Below are 18,455 nucleotides of genomic sequence, written 5' to 3'. Positions count from 1 at the left end.
GTATTGCAGTTTAAGAAAGATGTCGTAACTTTGCAGCGGTAAACTTAAAATTAAATAAACGACAATCGATAATTAAAAAATGAAAAGGCTGCTTGCTTTCTTTTTCTGTGTGAGCGCAGTGGTGATGCTGCAGGCACAGATTCGTGGAAATAGTGTGGTGGTGACCGTGGAACCTGACCATGCTGACTGGCGATACAACACAGGCGAAAAGGTGAACTTTACTGTAGAGGTGCGCCAGGAGGGTACATTACTTAAAAACGTTGCTATAGATTATGCGATGGGACCTGAGATGTATCAGGACATTCGCAAAAGCGTGACCCTGAAGGATGGCACGCTGAAACTGCAAGGCACGATGGCGAAACCGGGATTCTATCGTCTGGATGTCACAGCGCATGTAAACGGCGTGGATTACCGCGGGGCCTGTGGGGCTGCCTTTAACCCCGAGAAACTGCAACCATCGACCGTGATGCCTGAGGATTTTGAGCAGTTCTGGCAAAAGAGCATTGCCGAAGCACGAAAAACCGACCTGAACCCGACCAAGCGTTTGCTGCCTGAACGTTGTACGAAGGATGTGAACGTGTACGAGGTAAGCTTTAATAACGAACGATGGGGCTCGCGTACCTATGGTATCTTATGCGTGCCTGTGCGCGAAGGGAAATATCCGGCTTTGTTGCGTGTGCCTGGTGCTGGTGTGCGTCCCTATGGTGGCGATGTATATACGGCCTCGCAGGGGGTGATAACCCTGGAGATTGGTATCCACGGCATTCCTGTGACGATGGAGCAAGGGGTGTACGACAACCTGGGCAATGGCGCCCTGCAGGGGTACTGGGAGTTTAATATGGACAACCGCGAAAAACACTACTATCACCATGTGATTATGGGTTGTATCCGTGCGATGGACTATATCGAGCAGTACACACCCTGGGATGGACAGAAGGCTGGTGTGACAGGATCGAGTCAAGGGGGATTCCTGACCCTGGTGACAGCTGGACTGGATAAGCGTATCACCTGCTATGCGCCTGTGCATGCGGCTCTTTGCGATCATACCAACTCGCTGAAAGGGGCTGCCTGTGGATGGCCTCACTACTTTTATGAAAATGTAAAAATTAAAAAATGGGAAAATGTAAAAATTGAAGAATGTAAAAATGAAAAAATTACTACTTCTCGATATTATGATGGGGTGAATTTTGCGCGGCTGATTGATGAGGGGCAGAAGGGCTGGTTCTCGTTTGGCTATAACGACGACGTGGTGCCTCCTACCAGTGCCTGGGCTACTTATAATAGTGTGAAGGGACCGAAGGAGATAAAGCCTTATCAGGCTACCTGGCACTTCTGGCATCAGGAACAATGGGACACTTGGGAGGCTTGGTTGCTGAAAGAGTTGAAACAGACGACTGCGACGCAGTTGGCCGACAGACTGACGAGTTTGCAGCAGAAAGGCTATATGGCGGGGCATCAGGACGATCCGTTCTACGGTATCGGTTGGGCCTACGAGGATGGTAAGAGCGACGTGAAACTGACCGTGGGCGACTATCCTGCTGTGATGGGCTTTGAACTGGGTGGCATAGAGATGGGGGATGAGAAGAACCTGGACAGCGTGCCCTTTACCCGCATACACGATGAACTGCTGGCCCATGTGAAGCGTGGGGGCATTGTGACCATCAGTTGGCATCCACGTAACCCGCTGACAGGTGGAACAGCCTGGGATGTGACCAACAACAAGGTGGTGAAGAGTATCCTGCCTGGTGGCGTGAAGGCGGACTTGTTTAAAGTGTGGATGGCCCGCTTGGCCGACTTCCTCGAAAGTCTGAAGGATGAAACCGGACAGCCAGTACCCATCATCTTCCGTCCCTGGCACGAGAACAACGGCTCGTGGTTCTGGTGGGGACAGAAGTTGTGCAGCGACAGCGAATTCAAGGCGCTTTGGAACCTGCTGCAGGATTATATGAACGCGCGTGGATTCAGTAACCTGTTGTGGAGCTACTCGCCCAACCTGGATGGTGGCTGGACTTTGGAACGCTTTATGCAGCGCTACCCGGGTAACGACCGCGTGACGCTGATAGGTGAGGATGCCTACCAGTGGGGCTCGGAGCAGGATTTTATCAAGGCCGTGAACAGCGACCTGACATTCCTGACACAGTTTGCCAAGAATAACGGTAAACTGTTGGCGATGACGGAGTGTGGCTATAAGAATATCCCTGACGCCACATGGTTCAGCAGAGTGCTGAAACCACAGATGGATAAATATCCCATCAGCTATTTCCTGTTGTGGCGTAACTACGAGAAGGAATGGTTCGGACCGGTGCCGGGCACACCCTGTGGGGAAAACTACCGCAAAGCGTTTAAGGAGGCCAAGAACGTGATGTTCTTAAATGATATTAAACATTAAAAATTAAGCATTAAACATTATATGAGCGAGTTTGAACAGAAGGTAGCGGCTCTGAGAAGACATCATGAGGAGCTGCTTGCGAAAAAGAACGAACCCCTGGAGTGGGGAAATGGTATTTACGAGAAGTACAAGAACCCCGTGTTAACAGCTGAACACGTGCCCTTGGAGTGGAAGTACGACTTCAGTGAGCAGGACAACCCTTACCTGATGCAGCGTATTATGTGTAATGCCACGCTGAACGCAGGTGCCATTAAATGGCAGGGGAAATACTGTCTGGTGGTGCGTGTTGAGGGGGCTGACCGCAAGAGCTACTTTGCTGTGGCAGAGAGCGAGAATGGTATCGACAACTTCCGCTTCTGGGAGGAACCCATCACCATGCCGGATGATGTGGTGCCTGCTACCAATGTTTATGATATGCGACTGACACAGCATGAGGATGGTTGGATATACGGCGTGTTCTGTGCTGAGCGTCATGACGACTCGCAGCCTGGCGACCTGAGTGCTGCTACAGCTACTGCGGGTATCGCGCGTACTAAAGACCTGAAAACCTGGTACAGACTACCTGACCTGAAATCCAAGAGTCAACAGCGAAACGTGGTGTTGCATCCAGAGTTCGTAAACGGAAAATACGCTTTCTATACCCGTCCGCAGGATGGTTTTATCGACACTGGTAGCGGTGGCGGTATCGGCTGGGCACTGGTGGATGACATCACCCACGCTGAGATCAAGGAAGAAACCATCATCTACGAGCGCAAATACCACACCATCACCGAGGTGAAGAATGGTGAGGGACCACACCCCATCAAAACGCCCAAGGGATGGTTGCACCTGGCGCATGGTGTGCGTGCCACTGCCGACGGTCTGCGCTACGTGCTGTATATGTATATGACTGCCCTCGACGACCCCACAAAGGTAATCGCACGTCCTGGTGGCTATTTCCTGGTGCCTGAGGGTAACGAGTACTATGGCGACGTGATGAACGTGGCTTTTGCGAATGGTTGGATTGCCGATGAGGATGGTAAGGTGTTTATCTACTATGCCTCGGCCGACACGCGTATGCACGTGGCTACATCTACCATCGATAAGCTCATCGATTACTGTATGAACACCCCTGAGGATGGCTATTATACCGCGGCTTCTGTTTTGACCATCAACAAGTTGATAGACAAAAACAGACGTACATTAAACATGAAACATTAAAAATTAAACATTAAACATTAAAGATTATATGGCGACGTTAAAGGAGAAAATAGGTTACGCCTTGGGCGATGCGGCTGCTGGTGGTATCACATGGAAAATCATGTCGATTGCCTTCCCGCTGTTTTTTACAAATGTGTTTGGAATGACGTTTGCTGATGCAGCGACACTGATGCTGATAGCACGTATGTTTGATGTGGTGACCGACCCGCTGATGGGATCGCTCGCCGACCGTACACAGAGCAAATGGGGCACCTATCGCCCCTGGCTGATATTTGGCGCTATTCCCTTCGGACTGGTGTTTGCCCTGCTGCTCTATACGCCTGACTTCGGACTGACGGGCAAGCGCATCTGGGCTTACAGTCTGTATCTGCTGATGATGGCGATGTACACCGCTGTGAACGTGCCTTATGGCTCGTTGCTGGGTGTGATGACCGATGATGACAACGAGAAGAACCAGTTCTCGAGTTTCCGTATGGTAGGTGCCTATGCGATGGGTTTTGTGACCCTGCTGTCGTTCCCTTACCTGCAGCGACTGGTGGGTGGTACTGAGCAGCACCAGTATGCCGTGCTGGGTGCTTTTTTTGGTGTGATTGCTGCTGCCGGTACCCTGGCTTGCGGATTCCTGACCAAGGAGCGCCTGAAGCCTGTACGTGCCGAGAAATTTGAGTTTAAGCAGTTCGGCGACTTGTTTAAGAATAAGCCTTGGATTATCCTGACGCTGATAGGTATCTGCACCAACTTTTTTAACGGCTTCCGCTACGCTGTGGCCGGCTATCTGTTGGAATACTGCTTGCATGGGGATGTAACGGTGAGCGGACTGATTATCAACTACACCGTGTTTATGACCTTTGGTGAGCTGACCTGTATGATATTCGGTGGCGTGTCGCCAAAGTTCACAGAGCTGATTGGCTCGAAGCGTAAGGCCTTTATGGCTGCTGCGCTGATATGTGTGGTATTCTCGGTGGCTTTCTTCTTTGTGCCTATGGATCCCGCTTATATCTGGGTGATGGTGGCGCTGGTGGTGCTCACCTCGGTAGGTATCGGCTTGTATTCGCCCCTGCTGTGGAGTATGTATGCGGATGTGGCTGACTATGCAACTGAAAAGAACGGTACCTCGAGCACTGGCTTGATCTTCTCGTCAGGTACGATGGCCCAGAAGTTCGGTACCGCCATCTCTGGTTCGCTGGTAGCCCTCTTCCTGGGTCTGGCTGGTGCCAGCATGATTACCGACGACATGGGTAACACCATGGTGGACCCAGCCTCGATTACCGACTCGGTGCTCTCGATGGTATGGAGCCTGTTCTCTCTGTTCCCGGCTATTATTGCCGGCCTGATTATTGTACTGACCTGGATTTATCCGATTAAGAAATGAACGAACGTGTTGATATGATGAAGCGCGAGATGCAGGATGTGGTGGAGAATAACATCCTGCGTTTCTGGCTCGACCAAATGATGGACTATGAGCATGGTGGCTTTTACGGCAGGATGGACGGCAACGGCGAGTTGCATAAGGATGCCGAGAAAGGTGCCATCCTGAATGCCCGCATATTGTGGGCCTTCTCGGCTGCTTTCCGTGTGCTGAAGCACCCGGAGTACCTGGAGGCCGCCACCCGCGCCAAGGACTATATCATTGAGCATTTTATTGACCAGGAGTATGGTGGCGTGTACTGGAGTGTGGATTGCGAGGGAAACCCGCTGGACACCAAGAAGCAGTTTTATGCCATCGGCTTTATGATTTACGGACTGACGGAATATGCCCGTGCCACGGGCGACAGAGAGGCGCTGGACTATGCGCTGGACCTGTACGACTGTATAGAGGAGCACGCCTTTGACAGCGAGCATAACGGCTATATTGAGGCCTGCACACGCGAGTGGGGTAGGATAGAGGATATGCGCCTGTCGGATCTGGATGCCAACTATCCCAAATCGCAGAACACCCACTTGCATATTATCGAGCCTTATACTAACCTGCTGAGATGTCTGAAAGAGGCGCAGGCGAAGGAGTCGTGCGACTATGTGTCGGCCATCGGCTCTGTGCTGCCTGTGGGAATCAGTGTGCCGCCACAGACCATCAGCGAGGTGGAAGGGGCACTGAGAAACTTGGTAGATATCTTTACAGAGAAGATACTGAACAAGGATACCAACCACCTGGATCTGTTCTTTGGAATGGACTGGACGCGTGGGGCCGGCCATCTGGAGAGTTATGGTCATGATATCGAGTGCTCGTGGCTGTTGCACGAGGCGGCTCTGGTGCTGGGCGACCAGCAGGTGCTGAACAAGGTGGAACCTATTGTACAAGCGGTTGCACAGGCATCGGCGAAGGGTTTGCGACCCGATGGTTCGCTGATACACGAGGCCAATCTGGATACGGGCTATGTGGATGATGATCTGCACTGGTGGGTACAGGCCGAGAACGTGGTGGGCTGGTATAATATCTGGCAGCATTTCGGCGATGAAGAGGCTCTGAATCGTGCTGAAAAATGCTGGCATTATATCAAAAAACAGCTGATAGATTACGAACACGGTGAGTGGTACTGGAGCAGGCATGCCAACGGTTTGCTGAACACAAAAGACGACAAAGCCGGTTTCTGGAAATGTCCGTATCACAATTCGCGCATGTGTCTAGAAATCATAGAGAGATAAAAAAATCCGCCAGAGAATTTGGAACTTTGGCGGATTTTTCTTACCTTTGCAACCAATTATGAAAAGATTGATACTATTCGTTGCATTGGCGTTGTGCTATGTTGTTGACAGTCAGGCACAAACGCAGTTTAACGAGCGCCCTAAGCTCGTGGTAGGAATCGTAGTTGATCAGATGCGTTGGGATTATCTCGGCAGGTATTACAATCAGTATCAGGAGGACGGACTGAAGCGCCTCATTAACCAAGGGTACTCATGTAATAACTGCCTTATTAATTATCTGCCCACTGTAACTGCCATCGGACATACCAGTGTTTACACGGGATCAACACCTGCTTTTCATGGTATCTGCGGTAATGCTTTTTACAAGAACGGCGTGAAGATTGAAAGTTGCGAGGATCACGACGTGAAGACCGTTGGCTCGGACAAGGTGAAGGCTTCGTCGCCTGTCAACCTGTTGGCCACGACCATTGGCGACCAGTTGCGCCTGCATACCGACTTCAAGTCGAAGGTGATTGGTGTGAGCTACAAAGACCGCGCTGCCATTCTGCCTGCCGGACGAAGTGCCAATGCTGCCTATTGGATTGATACCAAGGCCGGACAGTTTATCAGCAGTACCTGGTATATGCAGGAACTGCCCAAATGGGCCAAGGAGTATAACGCCCAGCTGAAGAAAAACAAAGAGCTACAGAAGGTAGGTAAGAACGTCGGACTGTATCCATTGTGTGGTCATATCACTGCTGATATGGCCATTGCTGCTTTAAAAGGCGAACAGCTTGGTAAGGGCGAGGCTACCGACATGCTGTGTGTGAGTTTCTCGCAGACGGATGTGATCGGACATGAGTTCGGCACGCGTGGAGAGCATACCGACGAGGCTTACCTGGAGCTGGATAAGGATATCGCCAAACTGCTGAAGGCTTTCGACGAGCAGGTGGGCGAGGGTAACTACCTGGTATTCCTGACTGCCGACCACGGGGCTGCGCATAACTTTAAGTTCATGGAAGACCACCGTCTGGGCGGAGGTCCGTTTATGTTCGACGAGATGTATAGTGGAGAGGCTGCCAAGCGCTTGCAGGAGCGACTGCACCTGACTAAGAATATCATCAAAGACTGTCTGGACTACCGTCTGGTGCTGGACAAGGAGGCTATCCGTGAGCAGGGGCTCGACGAGGAGAAAGTGCGCGAGGTGATTGTTGAGGAGTTGCTGAAGACCCCACATGTTGCTTTCGCCTTTGATTTCAAGAAGGCTGCCACTGCTCCCGTGCCTGAGATGCTGAAAGAGCGTGCCCTGAAGGGGTATCATCACGACCGTTCGGGTGATATCATCTTTATGCTGGAGCCAGGCTGGTACGGATTTGGTAAGGGATCGTCGCCCATCGGCACCACTCATGGCGAGTGGAACCCCTACGATGCCCATATCCCCCTGCTGTTCTACGGTTGGCAGGTGAAGCATGGGGCCACCAGTCGCGAAGTGCATATTACCGATATAGCACCTACCGTGTGCCAGAAGCTGCACATACAGCAGCCAAACGCGTGTGTGGGTGAACCTATTACAGAGGTGATAGGCCAGTAACTACTTGAGAAAAATGATTAAAACATTAATATAAAATTATAGTTAGCTTTTTATGAACTTTACTTTGTTAATTACCGTCTTGGTGACGGCTATTACATTGGTGGTAGCGGCTTACGTGATGGCCAAGCTGTTGGGACCAAGGTCCTACGCAAAGGTCAAGGGTGAGCCGTATGAGAGTGGTATTCCTACCCGCGGCAGCTCATGGTTGCCTGTTTCGGTAGGTTTCTATCTCTTTGCCATCTTGTTCCTCATGTTCGATGTGGAAACGGTGTTTCTGTATCCATGGGCTGTGGTAGTGAAGGAGTTCGGCGCAATGGCTCTGCTTAGCATCGGCTTCTTCTTAGTAGTTCTGGTATTAGGCTTGGCTTATGCCTGGCGGAAAGGAGATCTCGAATGGAAGTAAGAAAGCCCCACATCAAGAGCATTCCTTACGAGGAGTGGAACGACAACGAGTCGTTGGAGAAGATTATCGACGAGCTGCATGAGGGTGGCGTAAACGTGGTTACAGGTTCGCTTGACCAGTTGATTAACTGGGGACGTAGTAACTCACTGTGGTCGCTCACTTTTGCTACATCATGCTGTGGTATTGAGTTTATGGCTTGTGGTTGCTCACGTTACGACTTTGCCCGATTTGGTTTCGAGGTAACACGTAACTCACCACGACAGGCCGACCTGATTATGTGTGCAGGTACCATCACCCACAAGATGGCCCCAGCCCTGAAGCGTTTGTACGACCAGATGGCTGAGCCTAAGTATGTGGTGGCTGTTGGTGGATGCGCCATCAGTGGTGGTCCTTTCAAGTCGAGCTACCATGTGGTAAAGGGTATCGAGGAGATTGTGCCCGTGGATGTGTTCATCCCTGGCTGTCCCCCACGTCCAGAGGCTATCATGTATGGTATGATGCAGCTGCAGCGTAAGGTGAAGGTAGAGAAATTCTTTGGAGGTGCTAACCACAAGCAGAACGCTGAGGAGCGCGAGCTGGGTGTATCGAACGAGGAGTTGACATTCCGTAACAACCTGGGTGATCATCGTAGAGAGCCCATCGTGGTAACAGATGTACCCGAGGATTTTTCCATTGACCATTCACCATTGACCATTGACCATTCGGAGGTCAGTGGTGCTGCAAATAATGGTCAATGTTCAATGGTCAATGTTCAATCTAACAAAGGGGAGGACAAGGCATGAAATTAGAATTTTTATCATTCGACTTTGAGAAGTTCGCCTCGGAGATGCTGAACTTGAAGAGCAAGAAAGGCTTTGACTATCTTGTAACTATCGTAGGTGAGGATTTTGGTGGAGAAGAAGGTCTGGGTTGTGTGTATATTCTGGAGAATACCAACACCCACGAGCGTTGTGCTGTGAAGCAGCTGGCACAGACTCAGAACGATACGCCTTATATCCCTACCGTTTCTGATATCTGGAGAGTGGCCGAGCTGCTGGAGCGCGAGGTTTACGATTTCTTCGGCATCGTGTTCCTGGGTCATAAGGATATGCGTCGCCTGTTCCTGCGTACCGACTTTAAGGGACACCCTTTCCGTAAGGATTGGGAGTTTAACGATAAGTACACCCTGGAGGATGATGTAGAGCCTGACTACGGTCTGGAGTACTATCTGGACAAGGAGGGTAAGCTGCAGTGCAAGCAGAACAAACTGTTTAAGGCCGACGACTATGTGATTAACATCGGTCCTCAGCACCCTGCTACCCACGGTGTGCTGCGTTTGCAGACTGTGCTGGACGGTGAGACCGTGAAGCGCATCTATCCTCACTTTGGTTATATCCATCGTGGTATCGAGAAGATGTGGGAGGGTATGACCTATCCTCAGACACTGGCTCTGACCGACCGACTGAACTACCTGGGTGCCATGCAGCATCGTCATGCACTGGTAGGTGTGATTGAGGAGGCCATGGAGGTGGAGCTGACCGACCGTATTAAGTACATCCGCACCATTATGGATGAGCTGCAGCGTTTGGACAGTCACCTGCTGTACACCTCGTGTGTGGCTCAGGACCTGGGCGCTCTGACTGCCTTCCTGTATGGTATGCGCGATCGTGAGCATGTGCTGAACTGTATGGAGGAGACCACCGGTGGACGCCTGATTCAGAACTATTATAGAATAGGTGGACTGCAGGATGATATCGATCCTAACTTTGTATCGAACGTGAAGGCACTGGTGAAGTACCTGCGCCCCATGATCAAGGAGTATATGGATGTGTTTGGTGACAACGTGATTACACACAACCGACTGGAGAAGTGCGGACCAATGAGCAAGGAAGACTGTATTTCGTATGCAGTGACTGGTCCTGCCGGACGTGCTTCGGGTTGGAAGAGTGATGTGCGTAAGAACCACCCATACGATATGTACGACAAGGTGGAGTGGGAGCAGTGCACACTGACTGGTTGCGACTCTATGGACCGCTACCTGGTACATATCAACGAGATGTACCAGAGCTTGAACATTATCGAGCAGCTCATCGACAATATCCCTGAGGGTGACTTCTACGTGAAGCAGAAGCCAATCATCAAGGTGCCCGAGGGTCAGTGGTACTACTCGGTTGAGGGTGTGGCTGGTGAGTTTGGTGTTTATCTCGACTCGCGTGGCGATAAGAGTCCATACCGCATGAAGATGCGCCCAATGGGACTCTCGCTGGTTGGTGCTTTCGACCCCATGCTGCGTGGTCAGAAGATTGCCGACCTGATTGCCACCTGTGCTGCCATTGACGTTGTAATTCCTGATATCGACAGATAGTCGAAATGTAAAAATGTAATAATGTAAAAAGTAAAGATTATGTTCGACTTTTCTATATTTACAACATGGTTCGACGCTCTCCTGCGCGAGACTCTCGGTTTAGGAGATTTCTGGTCGATATTGATTGAATGCGTGCTGGTTGGCGCTGGTATCCTGGCTGGATATGCGCTGATTGCCATGCTGATGATTATGATGGAGCGCTGGGTATGCGCTTATTTCCAGTGTCGACTGGGACCTACCCGTGTAGGTTTCCACGGTACCCTGCAGATTTTTGCCGATGTACTGAAGATGCTCGTGAAGGAGATCTTCTTCGTGGATCGTGCTGATAAGCTGCTGTATGCTGTAGCTCCACTGCTGGTAATCATTGCGTCGGTAGGAACCTTCAGCTTCCTGCCTTGGAACAATGGTGCCCAAGTGCTTGACTTTAATGTAGGTATCTTCCTGGTAACTGCTATCTCATCGATTGGTGTGGTAGGTATCTTCCTGGCTGGTTGGGGTTCGAACAACAAGTACTCGGTGGTTTCGGCCATGCGTGCTGCTGTTCAGATGATCTCGTACGAGATGTCGCTCTGCCTCTGTCTGATTACCGCTGTGATCCTGACAGGTACCATGCAGATGAGTGGTATCGTAGAGGCTCAGACAGGTGCCTTTAAGTGGCTGATCTTCCAGGGTCATATCCCTGCCATCATCGCCTTTGTGGTATTCCTGATTGCAGGTAACGCCGAGGCTAACCGTGGTCCGTTTGATATGGCTGAGGCTGAGAGTGAGTTGACTGCCGGTCATCACACAGAGTACTCGGGTATGGGCTTCGGTTTCTTCTATCTGGCTGAGTTCCTGAACCTGTTTATCATTGCTGGATTGGCTTCGGCTGTATTCCTGGGTGGTTGGGCGCCTATCAACATTGGTGTGGACGCCTTTGATACCGTGATGAACTACATCCCCGGTATCGTATGGTTCTTTGGCAAGACCCTGCTGGTGGTTTGGTTGCTGATGTGGGTGAAGTGGACTTTCCCACGTTTGCGTATCGACCAGATCCTGAAGCTGGAGTGGAAGTACTTGATGCCTCTGGGACTTATCAACCTGGTAATTATGACTGTTGTTGTGGCCCTGGGCCTATATATTAAATAAGGTATAGCAATGGAAGATAACAAAACATATTTCGGAGAAATCGGACACGGCCTGAAGACTTTGGCTACAGGTATGAAGATTACTTGGAAGGAGTATTTCAAGGATTTCTTCACCAATAAGTCGACAGAGCAGTATCCCGAAAACCGCAAGACTACACTGCACGTATCAAAGCGTCACCGTGGTCGCTTGACCTTTAAGCGCAACGAGGATGGCAGCTACAAGTGTACCGCTTGCACATTGTGCGAAAAGGCCTGTCCTAACGGAACCATCAAGATTACTGCCCACATGGCCGAGGATCCTGAGACAGGCAAGAAAAAGAAGGTGCTGGACGATTATGCGTACGACCTGGGCGACTGTATGTTCTGCCAGTTGTGTACCAACGCCTGCAACTTTGACGCCATCGAGTTTACAAACGACTTTGAGAACGCAGTGTTCGACCGCTCTCGTCTGGTACTGCACCTGAACGAGGAGGTTTACGCTGGTGGCTCTCTGCCTAACCTGATTGAGGGCGGTGCCGAATGGCAGGTCGGTAAGTTTAACACTAAAACCAAGTAACGCATTATGGGTAATACAGTTATGTTTATCATTCTCGCGGTATTCATCATTGCTTCGGCACTGATGTGTGTGACCACGACGAAGATTATGCGAGCCGCAACATTCATGTTGTTTGTGCTCTTTGGTGTAGCAGGTATCTACTTCCTGCTGGATTACACCTTCCTTGGAGCCGCTCAGATTAGCGTATATGCCGGTGGCGTTACGATGATCTATGTGTTTGCCATCCAGTTGGTAAGCAAGCGCACACTTCAGGGTTTGGAGGAGCGAGTTAAGAGTAGCAAGATGATTACTGGCGCCCTGGCCGCCCTGGCCGGACTGGTGGTAGTAGGATTGATTCTGCTTAAGACTGGTTTCTATACACAGGAGATTGCTGGCGTAGAGGTACCTATGAAGGAGATTGGTACTGCTCTCGTTGGTTCGGGTAAATATCAGTATGTACTGCCTTTCGAGTTCATCTCAGTATTCCTGCTGGCATGTATCATCGGTGGCTTGGTTGTAGCAAGAAAGGAGGATAAAGCATGATTCCAGTAGAATGTTATTTCGCACTGAGTGCCCTGTTGTTCTTTATCGGTGTATATGGTTTCACTACACGTCGCAACCTGATTGCCATGCTCATCTCGGTTGAGCTGGTGCTGAACGCCGTGGATATCAACTTTGCCGCTATCAACCGCTTGCTTTATCCAAACGGTATGGAGGGCATGTTCATGACACTCTTCGTGATTGGTGTAGCTGCTGCCGAGAGCGCAGTTGCCATCGCTATTATCATCAACGTGTATCGCAAGTTCAAGAGTGATAGTGTTGAGGCTATCCAGAATATGAAACGATAGTTTAACATTAAACATTCTTGCTTAGGCAAGCGTACTAAAGAAACGGTTAAAAGATTAAACAATAAACATTATGTTTGGATATACAATCTTTATCATGCTTCTGCCACTGCTGTCGTTCATTGTTCTTGGACTGGCTGGCATGAAGATGCAGCATAAGGTGGCCGGACTGATCGGTACCTGCTCGTTGGGAATGGTTACGATACTCTCTTATATCACCGCTTTCCAGTACTTCTTCGGACTGGATCGTGTGAATGGCGTGTATCAGACCTTTGTTCCGTATAACTTTACCTGGTTGCCCCTGGGTAACCTGCATTTCGACCTCGGTATCCTGTTGGATCCTATCAGCGTGATGATGCTGATTGTGATCTCGACTGTATCACTGATGGTCCATATCTACTCATTCGGCTATATGCATGGTGAGAAGGGATTCCAGCGTTACTACGCTTTCCTCTCGCTGTTTACGATGTCGATGCTGGGTCTGGTTCTGGCCACCAACATCTTCCAGATGTACATGTTCTGGGAGTTGGTAGGTGTTAGCTCATACCTGCTCATCGGCTTCTACTATCCTTTGAAGCCTGCCATCGCTGCCTCAAAGAAGGCGTTCATCGTGACTCGTTTTGCCGATATGTTCTTCCTGGTAGGTATCCTGACATTCGGTTACTTCGTGGATTCGTTCAGCTTTAATTTTGCTGGCGACATTGTGATGGGCCAGGGTACTACACCTTTCATCGAGGGTAACCTGGCGAAGGCTGTAGCTGCTGGTGGCTTTATCATTCCTACTGCACTGGTACTGATGTTTATCGGTGGTGCCGGTAAGAGTGCGATGTTCCCACTGCACATCTGGCTGCCAGATGCCATGGAGGGTCCTACACCTGTATCTGCCCTGATTCACGCTGCTACCATGGTTGTAGCTGGTGTGTTCCAGATTGCACGTATGTTCCCCTTGTGGATTGAGTATGCCCCACAGGCTATGAGCATTGTGGTTTGGGTGGGTGTAATCACCGCTTTCTATGCAGCTGCTGTGGCTTGTGCCCAGAGCGATATCAAGCGTGTGCTGGCCTTCTCGACCATTTCGCAGATTGCCTTTATGATGGTGGCTCTGGGTGTATCACTGCCCGGACATCATGGTGCTATCCTCGACAACCACGCTCAGCTGGGTTACATGGCTGGTATGTTCCACCTGTTTACTCACGCTATGTTCAAGGCTTGTCTGTTCCTGGGTGCAGGATGTATCATCCACGCTGTACACAGCAACGAGATGGCGCTGATGGGTGGCTTGCGCAAGTACATGCCTATCACACATATCACCTTCCTGATTTCGTGTCTGGCTATCGCTGGTATCCCCTTCTTCTCGGGCTTCAGCTCAAAGGATGAGATTATCACTGCCTGCATGGAGTACAGTCCGGTGGTAGGTTGGATTATGACAGGTATCGCTGCCATGACAGCCTTCTACATGTTCCGCCTGTACTACGGTATCTTCTGGGGTACTGAGAACAAGGAGGCTCATGCACATCATACACCACACGAGGCACCACTGACCATGACAATCCCCTTGATTGTGCTGACAGTGATTACCGTTGGTGTGGGTGTTTACACCACGATTGCAGGATTTGCAGAGTGGGGTGGTTCGTTCGGTAGCTTCGTAAGTGCTGCTGGTACTGACTACACCATCCACTTTAACATGCAGATTGCTGCTACCTCTACTGTGATTGCGATTCTGAGCATCTGCCTGGCCACCTATATCTATAAGGGTGAGCAGCAGCCTATTGCCGATCGCCTGTATGCTACCTTCCCCAAGCTGCATCGCGCAGCCTACAAGCGTTTCTATCAGGACGAGATCTGGCAGTATGTGACACATCGCATCATCTTCCGTCTGGTTTCTACACCTATTGCCTGGTTCGACCGTCACGTTGTGGATGGCACCTTTAACTTCTTGGCATGGGGTGCTAACGAGGCTGGTGAGAGTATCCGTAGCTGGCAGAGTGGCGATGTTCGCCAGTATGCCGTATGGTTCATCACGGGTAGTGTGGCCCTTACATTAATCCTTTTATGCATCTAAAGATATGAGTATATTAAGTATTTTCGTAATAATTCCTGCCCTGATGCTGGTTGGTCTCTGGTTGGCCAAGAACGTTAATCAGGTGCGTGGTGTGATGGTAACGGGAGCTTCGTGTTTGTTGGCCCTCTCAGTTTGGTTAACCATCTACTTTATTCAGGAGCGTGCAGCAGGTAATACAGCCGAGATGCTGCTTACCTATAGCACACCTTGGTTTAAGCCTTTGAATATCGCTTACAGCGTTGGTGTTGACGGTATCTCGGTGGTGATGCTGTTGCTTTCGAGCATCATCGTGTTCACCGGTACCTTTGCCTCATGGCAGTTGAAGCCACTCACTAAGGAGTACTTCCTGTGGTTCACCCTGCTTTCTACAGGTGTGTATGGCTTCTTTATCTCTACCGACTTGTTTACTATGTTTATGTTCTACGAGGTGGCTCTGATTCCAATGTACCTGCTGATTGGTGTATGGGGTTCGGGTCGCAAGGAGTACTCGGCCATGAAGCTGACCCTGATGCTGATGGGAGGCTCGGCCCTGCTGATCCTTGGATTGCTGGGTATCTACTACTTTAATGGTATCTACAGCGGCAACTACACTTTTGAGTTGACCACAATCGCAGCTAACCACTGCATTCCTGGTCACATCCAGAACATCTTCTTCCCATTCATCTTCATTGGATTCGGTGTGCTGGGTGCATTGTTCCCATTCCACACATGGAGCCCCGATGGTCATGCTTCGGCCCCTACAGCCGTATCAATGCTGCACGCTGGTGTACTGATGAAGCTGGGAGGTTACGGCTGCTTCCGTGTAGCTATGTACCTGCTCCCTGAGGCTGCTCAGGATCTCTCGTGGATCTTCCTCATCCTCACTACTATCTCGGTAGTTTACGGTGCACTCTCAGCCTGTGTACAGACCGACCTGAAGTATATCAATGCTTACTCTTCGGTTTCGCACTGTGGACTGGTACTGTTTGCTCTGCTGATGATGAGTCAGACTGCTGTGACAGGTGCTGTACTGCAGATGCTCTCACACGGACTGATGACAGCCCTGTTCTTCGCCCTCATCGGTATGATTTACGGTCGTACTCATACCCGTGACATCCGCGAGCTGGCTGGACTGATGAAGATTATGCCTTTCCTGGCTGTAGGTTATGTGATTGCCGGTTTGGCTAACCTCGGATTGCCTGGTTTCTCTGGATTCATTGCCGAGATGACCATCTTTGTAGGTTCGTTTGGTGCACACCCACTGAGTGGCGACCCCAACGCCTCGTTCCGCATGGTGGCTACCATCATCGCTTGTATGTCGATTGTTGTAACAGCTGTTTACATCCTGCGTGTGGTTGGTAAGATTCTGTATGGCGAGGTTGAGAACAAGCACTTCCTGGAGCTCACCGATGCTACATGGGATGAGCGCGTGGCTGTTATCTGCCTGATTTTCTGCGTAGCTGGTCTGGGTTCGTTCCCATTCTGGGTAAGCGATATGATTTCGCCTGCAGCAGGTACAATCCTGGAGTCAATTGGTGTAATGTAAAGAAGGAGGACTAAGATATGAATTATAGTGATTTTATGCTTATGCAGCCCGAGTTTGTATTGGTACTGGGCTTGATTATCGTATTCTTTGCCGACTTCTTCGCGCATCGTAACGCTGATAGTAAAAAATTGTTGTGGATGCTCACCAGTTTTATGCTGATGTCTACTATCTCCAGCTGCCTGATTCACAATGAACCTACCACTGCTTTCGGTGGTATCTATGTGACATCGGCTGCTATCAACGTGATGAAAGCCATCCTGGCCTTCGGTACGCTGATTGTGGTTATCATGTCGAATTCGTGGGCTGCTACACGCCAGCGTATCGCTGGTGAGTTCTATATGCTCATTCTGAGTACCCTGCTGGGTATGTTCATGATGATGTCGGCTGGCTCGTTCCTGCTGTTCTTCCTGGGCTTGGAGATGGCTTCAGTGCCCCTGGCTTGTATGGTGGCTTTCGATCGCCATCGTAAGGAGAGTGCCGAGGGTGCAGCCAAGTATATCCTGGTAGCTACTTTCTCGAGTGGTGTGATGCTGTTCGGTATCTCGTTCATCTACGCTGCTACAGGTACCCTGTACTTCGATGATGTTTGTGCTGCAGTATCTAACTCGCCCTTGTGCATCATGGGTCTGGTATTCTTCTTCAGTGGTCTGGGCTTCAAGATTTCGTTGGTACCTTTCCACTTCTGGACTGCCGATACCTATCAGGGTGCGCCTACACCTGTTACCGGTTACCTGAGCGTAATCTCTAAGGGTGCTGCCGCTATCACACTGTGCACCATCCTGATGAAGGCATTCGCGCCTATGGTTGAGTACTGGGACTACATGCTGTATATCGTGATTGTACTCTCAATCACCGTGGCTAACCTGTTTGCCATCCGTCAGAACGAGTTGAAGCGCTTCATGGCCTTCAGTTCTATCTCACAGGCCGGTTATATCATGCTGGCAGTGGTTGGCAATGGTCAGCTGGGTGTGGCTGCACTGACTTACTATGTGCTGGTTTACATCGTAGCTAACATGGCTGTATTCACTGTGATTAACGTGGTTGAGCAGAATAATAACGGTCGCACAGATATGGCTGCCTACAACGGATTCTATCAGACCAACCCCAAGCTGAGCTTCCTCATGACGCTGGCTCTGTTCTCGTTGGCTGGTATTCCTCCATTTGCTGGTATGTTCTCTAAGTTCTTTGTGTTCATGGCAGGTGTGCAGAATGGCGAGCCTATGGCCTATGGCGTGGTGTTCATCGCCTTGGTTAACACCGTAGTATCACTTTACTACTATCTGCTCATTGTGAAGGCTATGTACATCACTAAGACAGAGAATCCTCTGCCTACATTCCAGAGCGACGAGGCCACTAAGCTGGCTCTTGGCATCTGCACTGCAGGTATCGCTCTGTTCGGCGTAGCAAGCTGCGTTTACGAGTGGATTGCTGCCGCTGGTATCTAAGCATCAGTTCTTAGTTGTTAAATATGTTGGTCCCAACTGCCCTTTCGGGTGGTTGGGATTTTTTTATAGGTAGATTTAAAATATTTTAAACGATAAAAGTGGTGATTGTGTCGATTTAATGATATTGGTCAATAAATCTTTTAAAATATGTAAATTTCCGGGAAACTCGTCTTTAAGTTGCGGTTTTATGCTTACCTTTGCACGTGAAAATAGATTGGGTGTTTAGTATTAATCAAAGTATAGTAGAAAAAAAGCAAAAAAGTAGGAAGTTTATCTTCTATAAAGATCTATCAGTCCATTAATTTTTTGATATCTGAAGGGGCGTGCGCCGTGAGGCGCGCGCCCTTTTGTGCTTCTTTATTTGTTT

The 18,455-nt window shown here is 50.0% G+C and carries 15 protein-coding genes; all 15 read left to right on the top strand.

Annotated elements, in window-relative coordinates; all coding sequences use genetic code 11:
* Positions 1 to 79: 79 nt before the first annotated feature.
* The 15 genes from BLR73_RS14730 to BLR73_RS05335 all read left to right on the top strand — a co-directional run bounded on the left by BLR73_RS14730 (position 80) and on the right by BLR73_RS05335 (position 18,088).
* Complete coding sequence (locus tag BLR73_RS14730; protein WP_091859713.1) at positions 80 to 2,389, top strand: glycosyl hydrolase; 2,310 nt, start codon at positions 80 to 82, stop codon at positions 2,387 to 2,389.
* A gap of 21 nt (positions 2,390 to 2,410) precedes the next feature.
* A complete protein-coding gene (locus BLR73_RS05400) occupies positions 2,411 to 3,589 on the top strand; it encodes a glycoside hydrolase family 130 protein (protein ID WP_091859710.1) in 1,179 nt (392 codons plus the stop codon).
* 28 nt (positions 3,590 to 3,617) lie between these two features.
* Positions 3,618 to 4,961, top strand: coding sequence for an MFS transporter (locus tag BLR73_RS05395; RefSeq protein WP_091859707.1), 1,344 nt, complete (start codon positions 3,618 to 3,620; stop codon positions 4,959 to 4,961).
* Complete coding sequence (locus BLR73_RS05390) at positions 4,958 to 6,232, top strand: AGE family epimerase/isomerase (protein WP_176763620.1); 1,275 nt, start codon at positions 4,958 to 4,960, stop codon at positions 6,230 to 6,232. The genes BLR73_RS05395 and BLR73_RS05390 overlap by 4 nt, the downstream gene beginning before the upstream one ends.
* 58 nt (positions 6,233 to 6,290) lie before the next feature.
* A complete protein-coding gene (locus BLR73_RS05385) occupies positions 6,291 to 7,802 on the top strand; it encodes an alkaline phosphatase family protein (protein ID WP_091859703.1) in 1,512 nt (503 codons plus the stop codon).
* A gap of 52 nt (positions 7,803 to 7,854) precedes the next feature.
* A complete protein-coding gene (locus BLR73_RS05380; protein WP_028908178.1) occupies positions 7,855 to 8,205 on the top strand; it encodes an NADH-quinone oxidoreductase subunit A in 351 nt (116 codons plus the stop codon).
* The gene (locus BLR73_RS05375; RefSeq protein WP_091859700.1) at positions 8,196 to 8,987 is read left to right on the top strand and encodes an NADH-quinone oxidoreductase subunit B; all 792 of its coding nucleotides are present in this window, start codon (positions 8,196 to 8,198) and stop codon (positions 8,985 to 8,987) included. Before BLR73_RS05380 ends, BLR73_RS05375 begins: the two co-directional genes overlap by 10 nt.
* Complete coding sequence (locus BLR73_RS05370) at positions 8,984 to 10,549, top strand: NADH-quinone oxidoreductase subunit D-related protein (protein WP_091859697.1); 1,566 nt, start codon at positions 8,984 to 8,986, stop codon at positions 10,547 to 10,549. The genes BLR73_RS05375 and BLR73_RS05370 overlap by 4 nt, the downstream gene beginning before the upstream one ends.
* A 39-nt stretch (positions 10,550 to 10,588) precedes the next feature.
* Positions 10,589 to 11,677, top strand: a complete 1,089-nt coding sequence (gene nuoH / locus BLR73_RS05365; RefSeq protein WP_091859694.1) for an NADH-quinone oxidoreductase subunit NuoH — start codon at positions 10,589 to 10,591, stop codon at positions 11,675 to 11,677.
* A 9-nt stretch (positions 11,678 to 11,686) separates the two neighbouring features.
* Entirely contained in the window at positions 11,687 to 12,232 is a 546-nt protein-coding gene (locus tag BLR73_RS05360) for a 4Fe-4S dicluster domain-containing protein (protein WP_013064037.1), read from the top strand.
* Positions 12,233 to 12,238: 6 nt separating this feature from the next.
* Positions 12,239 to 12,754 (top strand): NADH-quinone oxidoreductase subunit J family protein, encoded by a 516-nt coding sequence (locus tag BLR73_RS05355; protein ID WP_013065044.1) that lies wholly within the window; start codon positions 12,239 to 12,241, stop codon positions 12,752 to 12,754.
* Positions 12,751 to 13,059, top strand: a complete 309-nt coding sequence (nuoK, locus tag BLR73_RS05350) for an NADH-quinone oxidoreductase subunit NuoK (RefSeq protein WP_013065623.1) — start codon at positions 12,751 to 12,753, stop codon at positions 13,057 to 13,059. The genes BLR73_RS05355 and nuoK overlap by 4 nt, the downstream gene beginning before the upstream one ends.
* 70 nt (positions 13,060 to 13,129) lie before the next feature.
* A complete protein-coding gene (gene nuoL, locus BLR73_RS05345) occupies positions 13,130 to 15,118 on the top strand; it encodes an NADH-quinone oxidoreductase subunit L (protein ID WP_013063411.1) in 1,989 nt (662 codons plus the stop codon).
* Positions 15,119 to 15,122: 4 nt separating this feature from the next.
* A complete protein-coding gene (locus tag BLR73_RS05340) occupies positions 15,123 to 16,643 on the top strand; it encodes a complex I subunit 4 family protein (protein WP_028911754.1) in 1,521 nt (506 codons plus the stop codon).
* A gap of 17 nt (positions 16,644 to 16,660) precedes the next feature.
* The gene (locus BLR73_RS05335; RefSeq protein ID WP_091859691.1) at positions 16,661 to 18,088 is read left to right on the top strand and encodes an NADH-quinone oxidoreductase subunit N; all 1,428 of its coding nucleotides are present in this window, start codon (positions 16,661 to 16,663) and stop codon (positions 18,086 to 18,088) included.
* Positions 18,089 to 18,455: the final 367 nt, after the last annotated feature.

Source organism: Prevotella sp. khp1 (assembly GCF_900102205.1).
Classification (GTDB): Bacteria; Bacteroidota; Bacteroidia; order Bacteroidales; family Bacteroidaceae; genus Prevotella; species Prevotella ruminicola.
The sequence above is the reverse complement of the archived record's forward strand: the minus strand, read 5'-3'. Positions and strand labels throughout refer to the sequence as shown.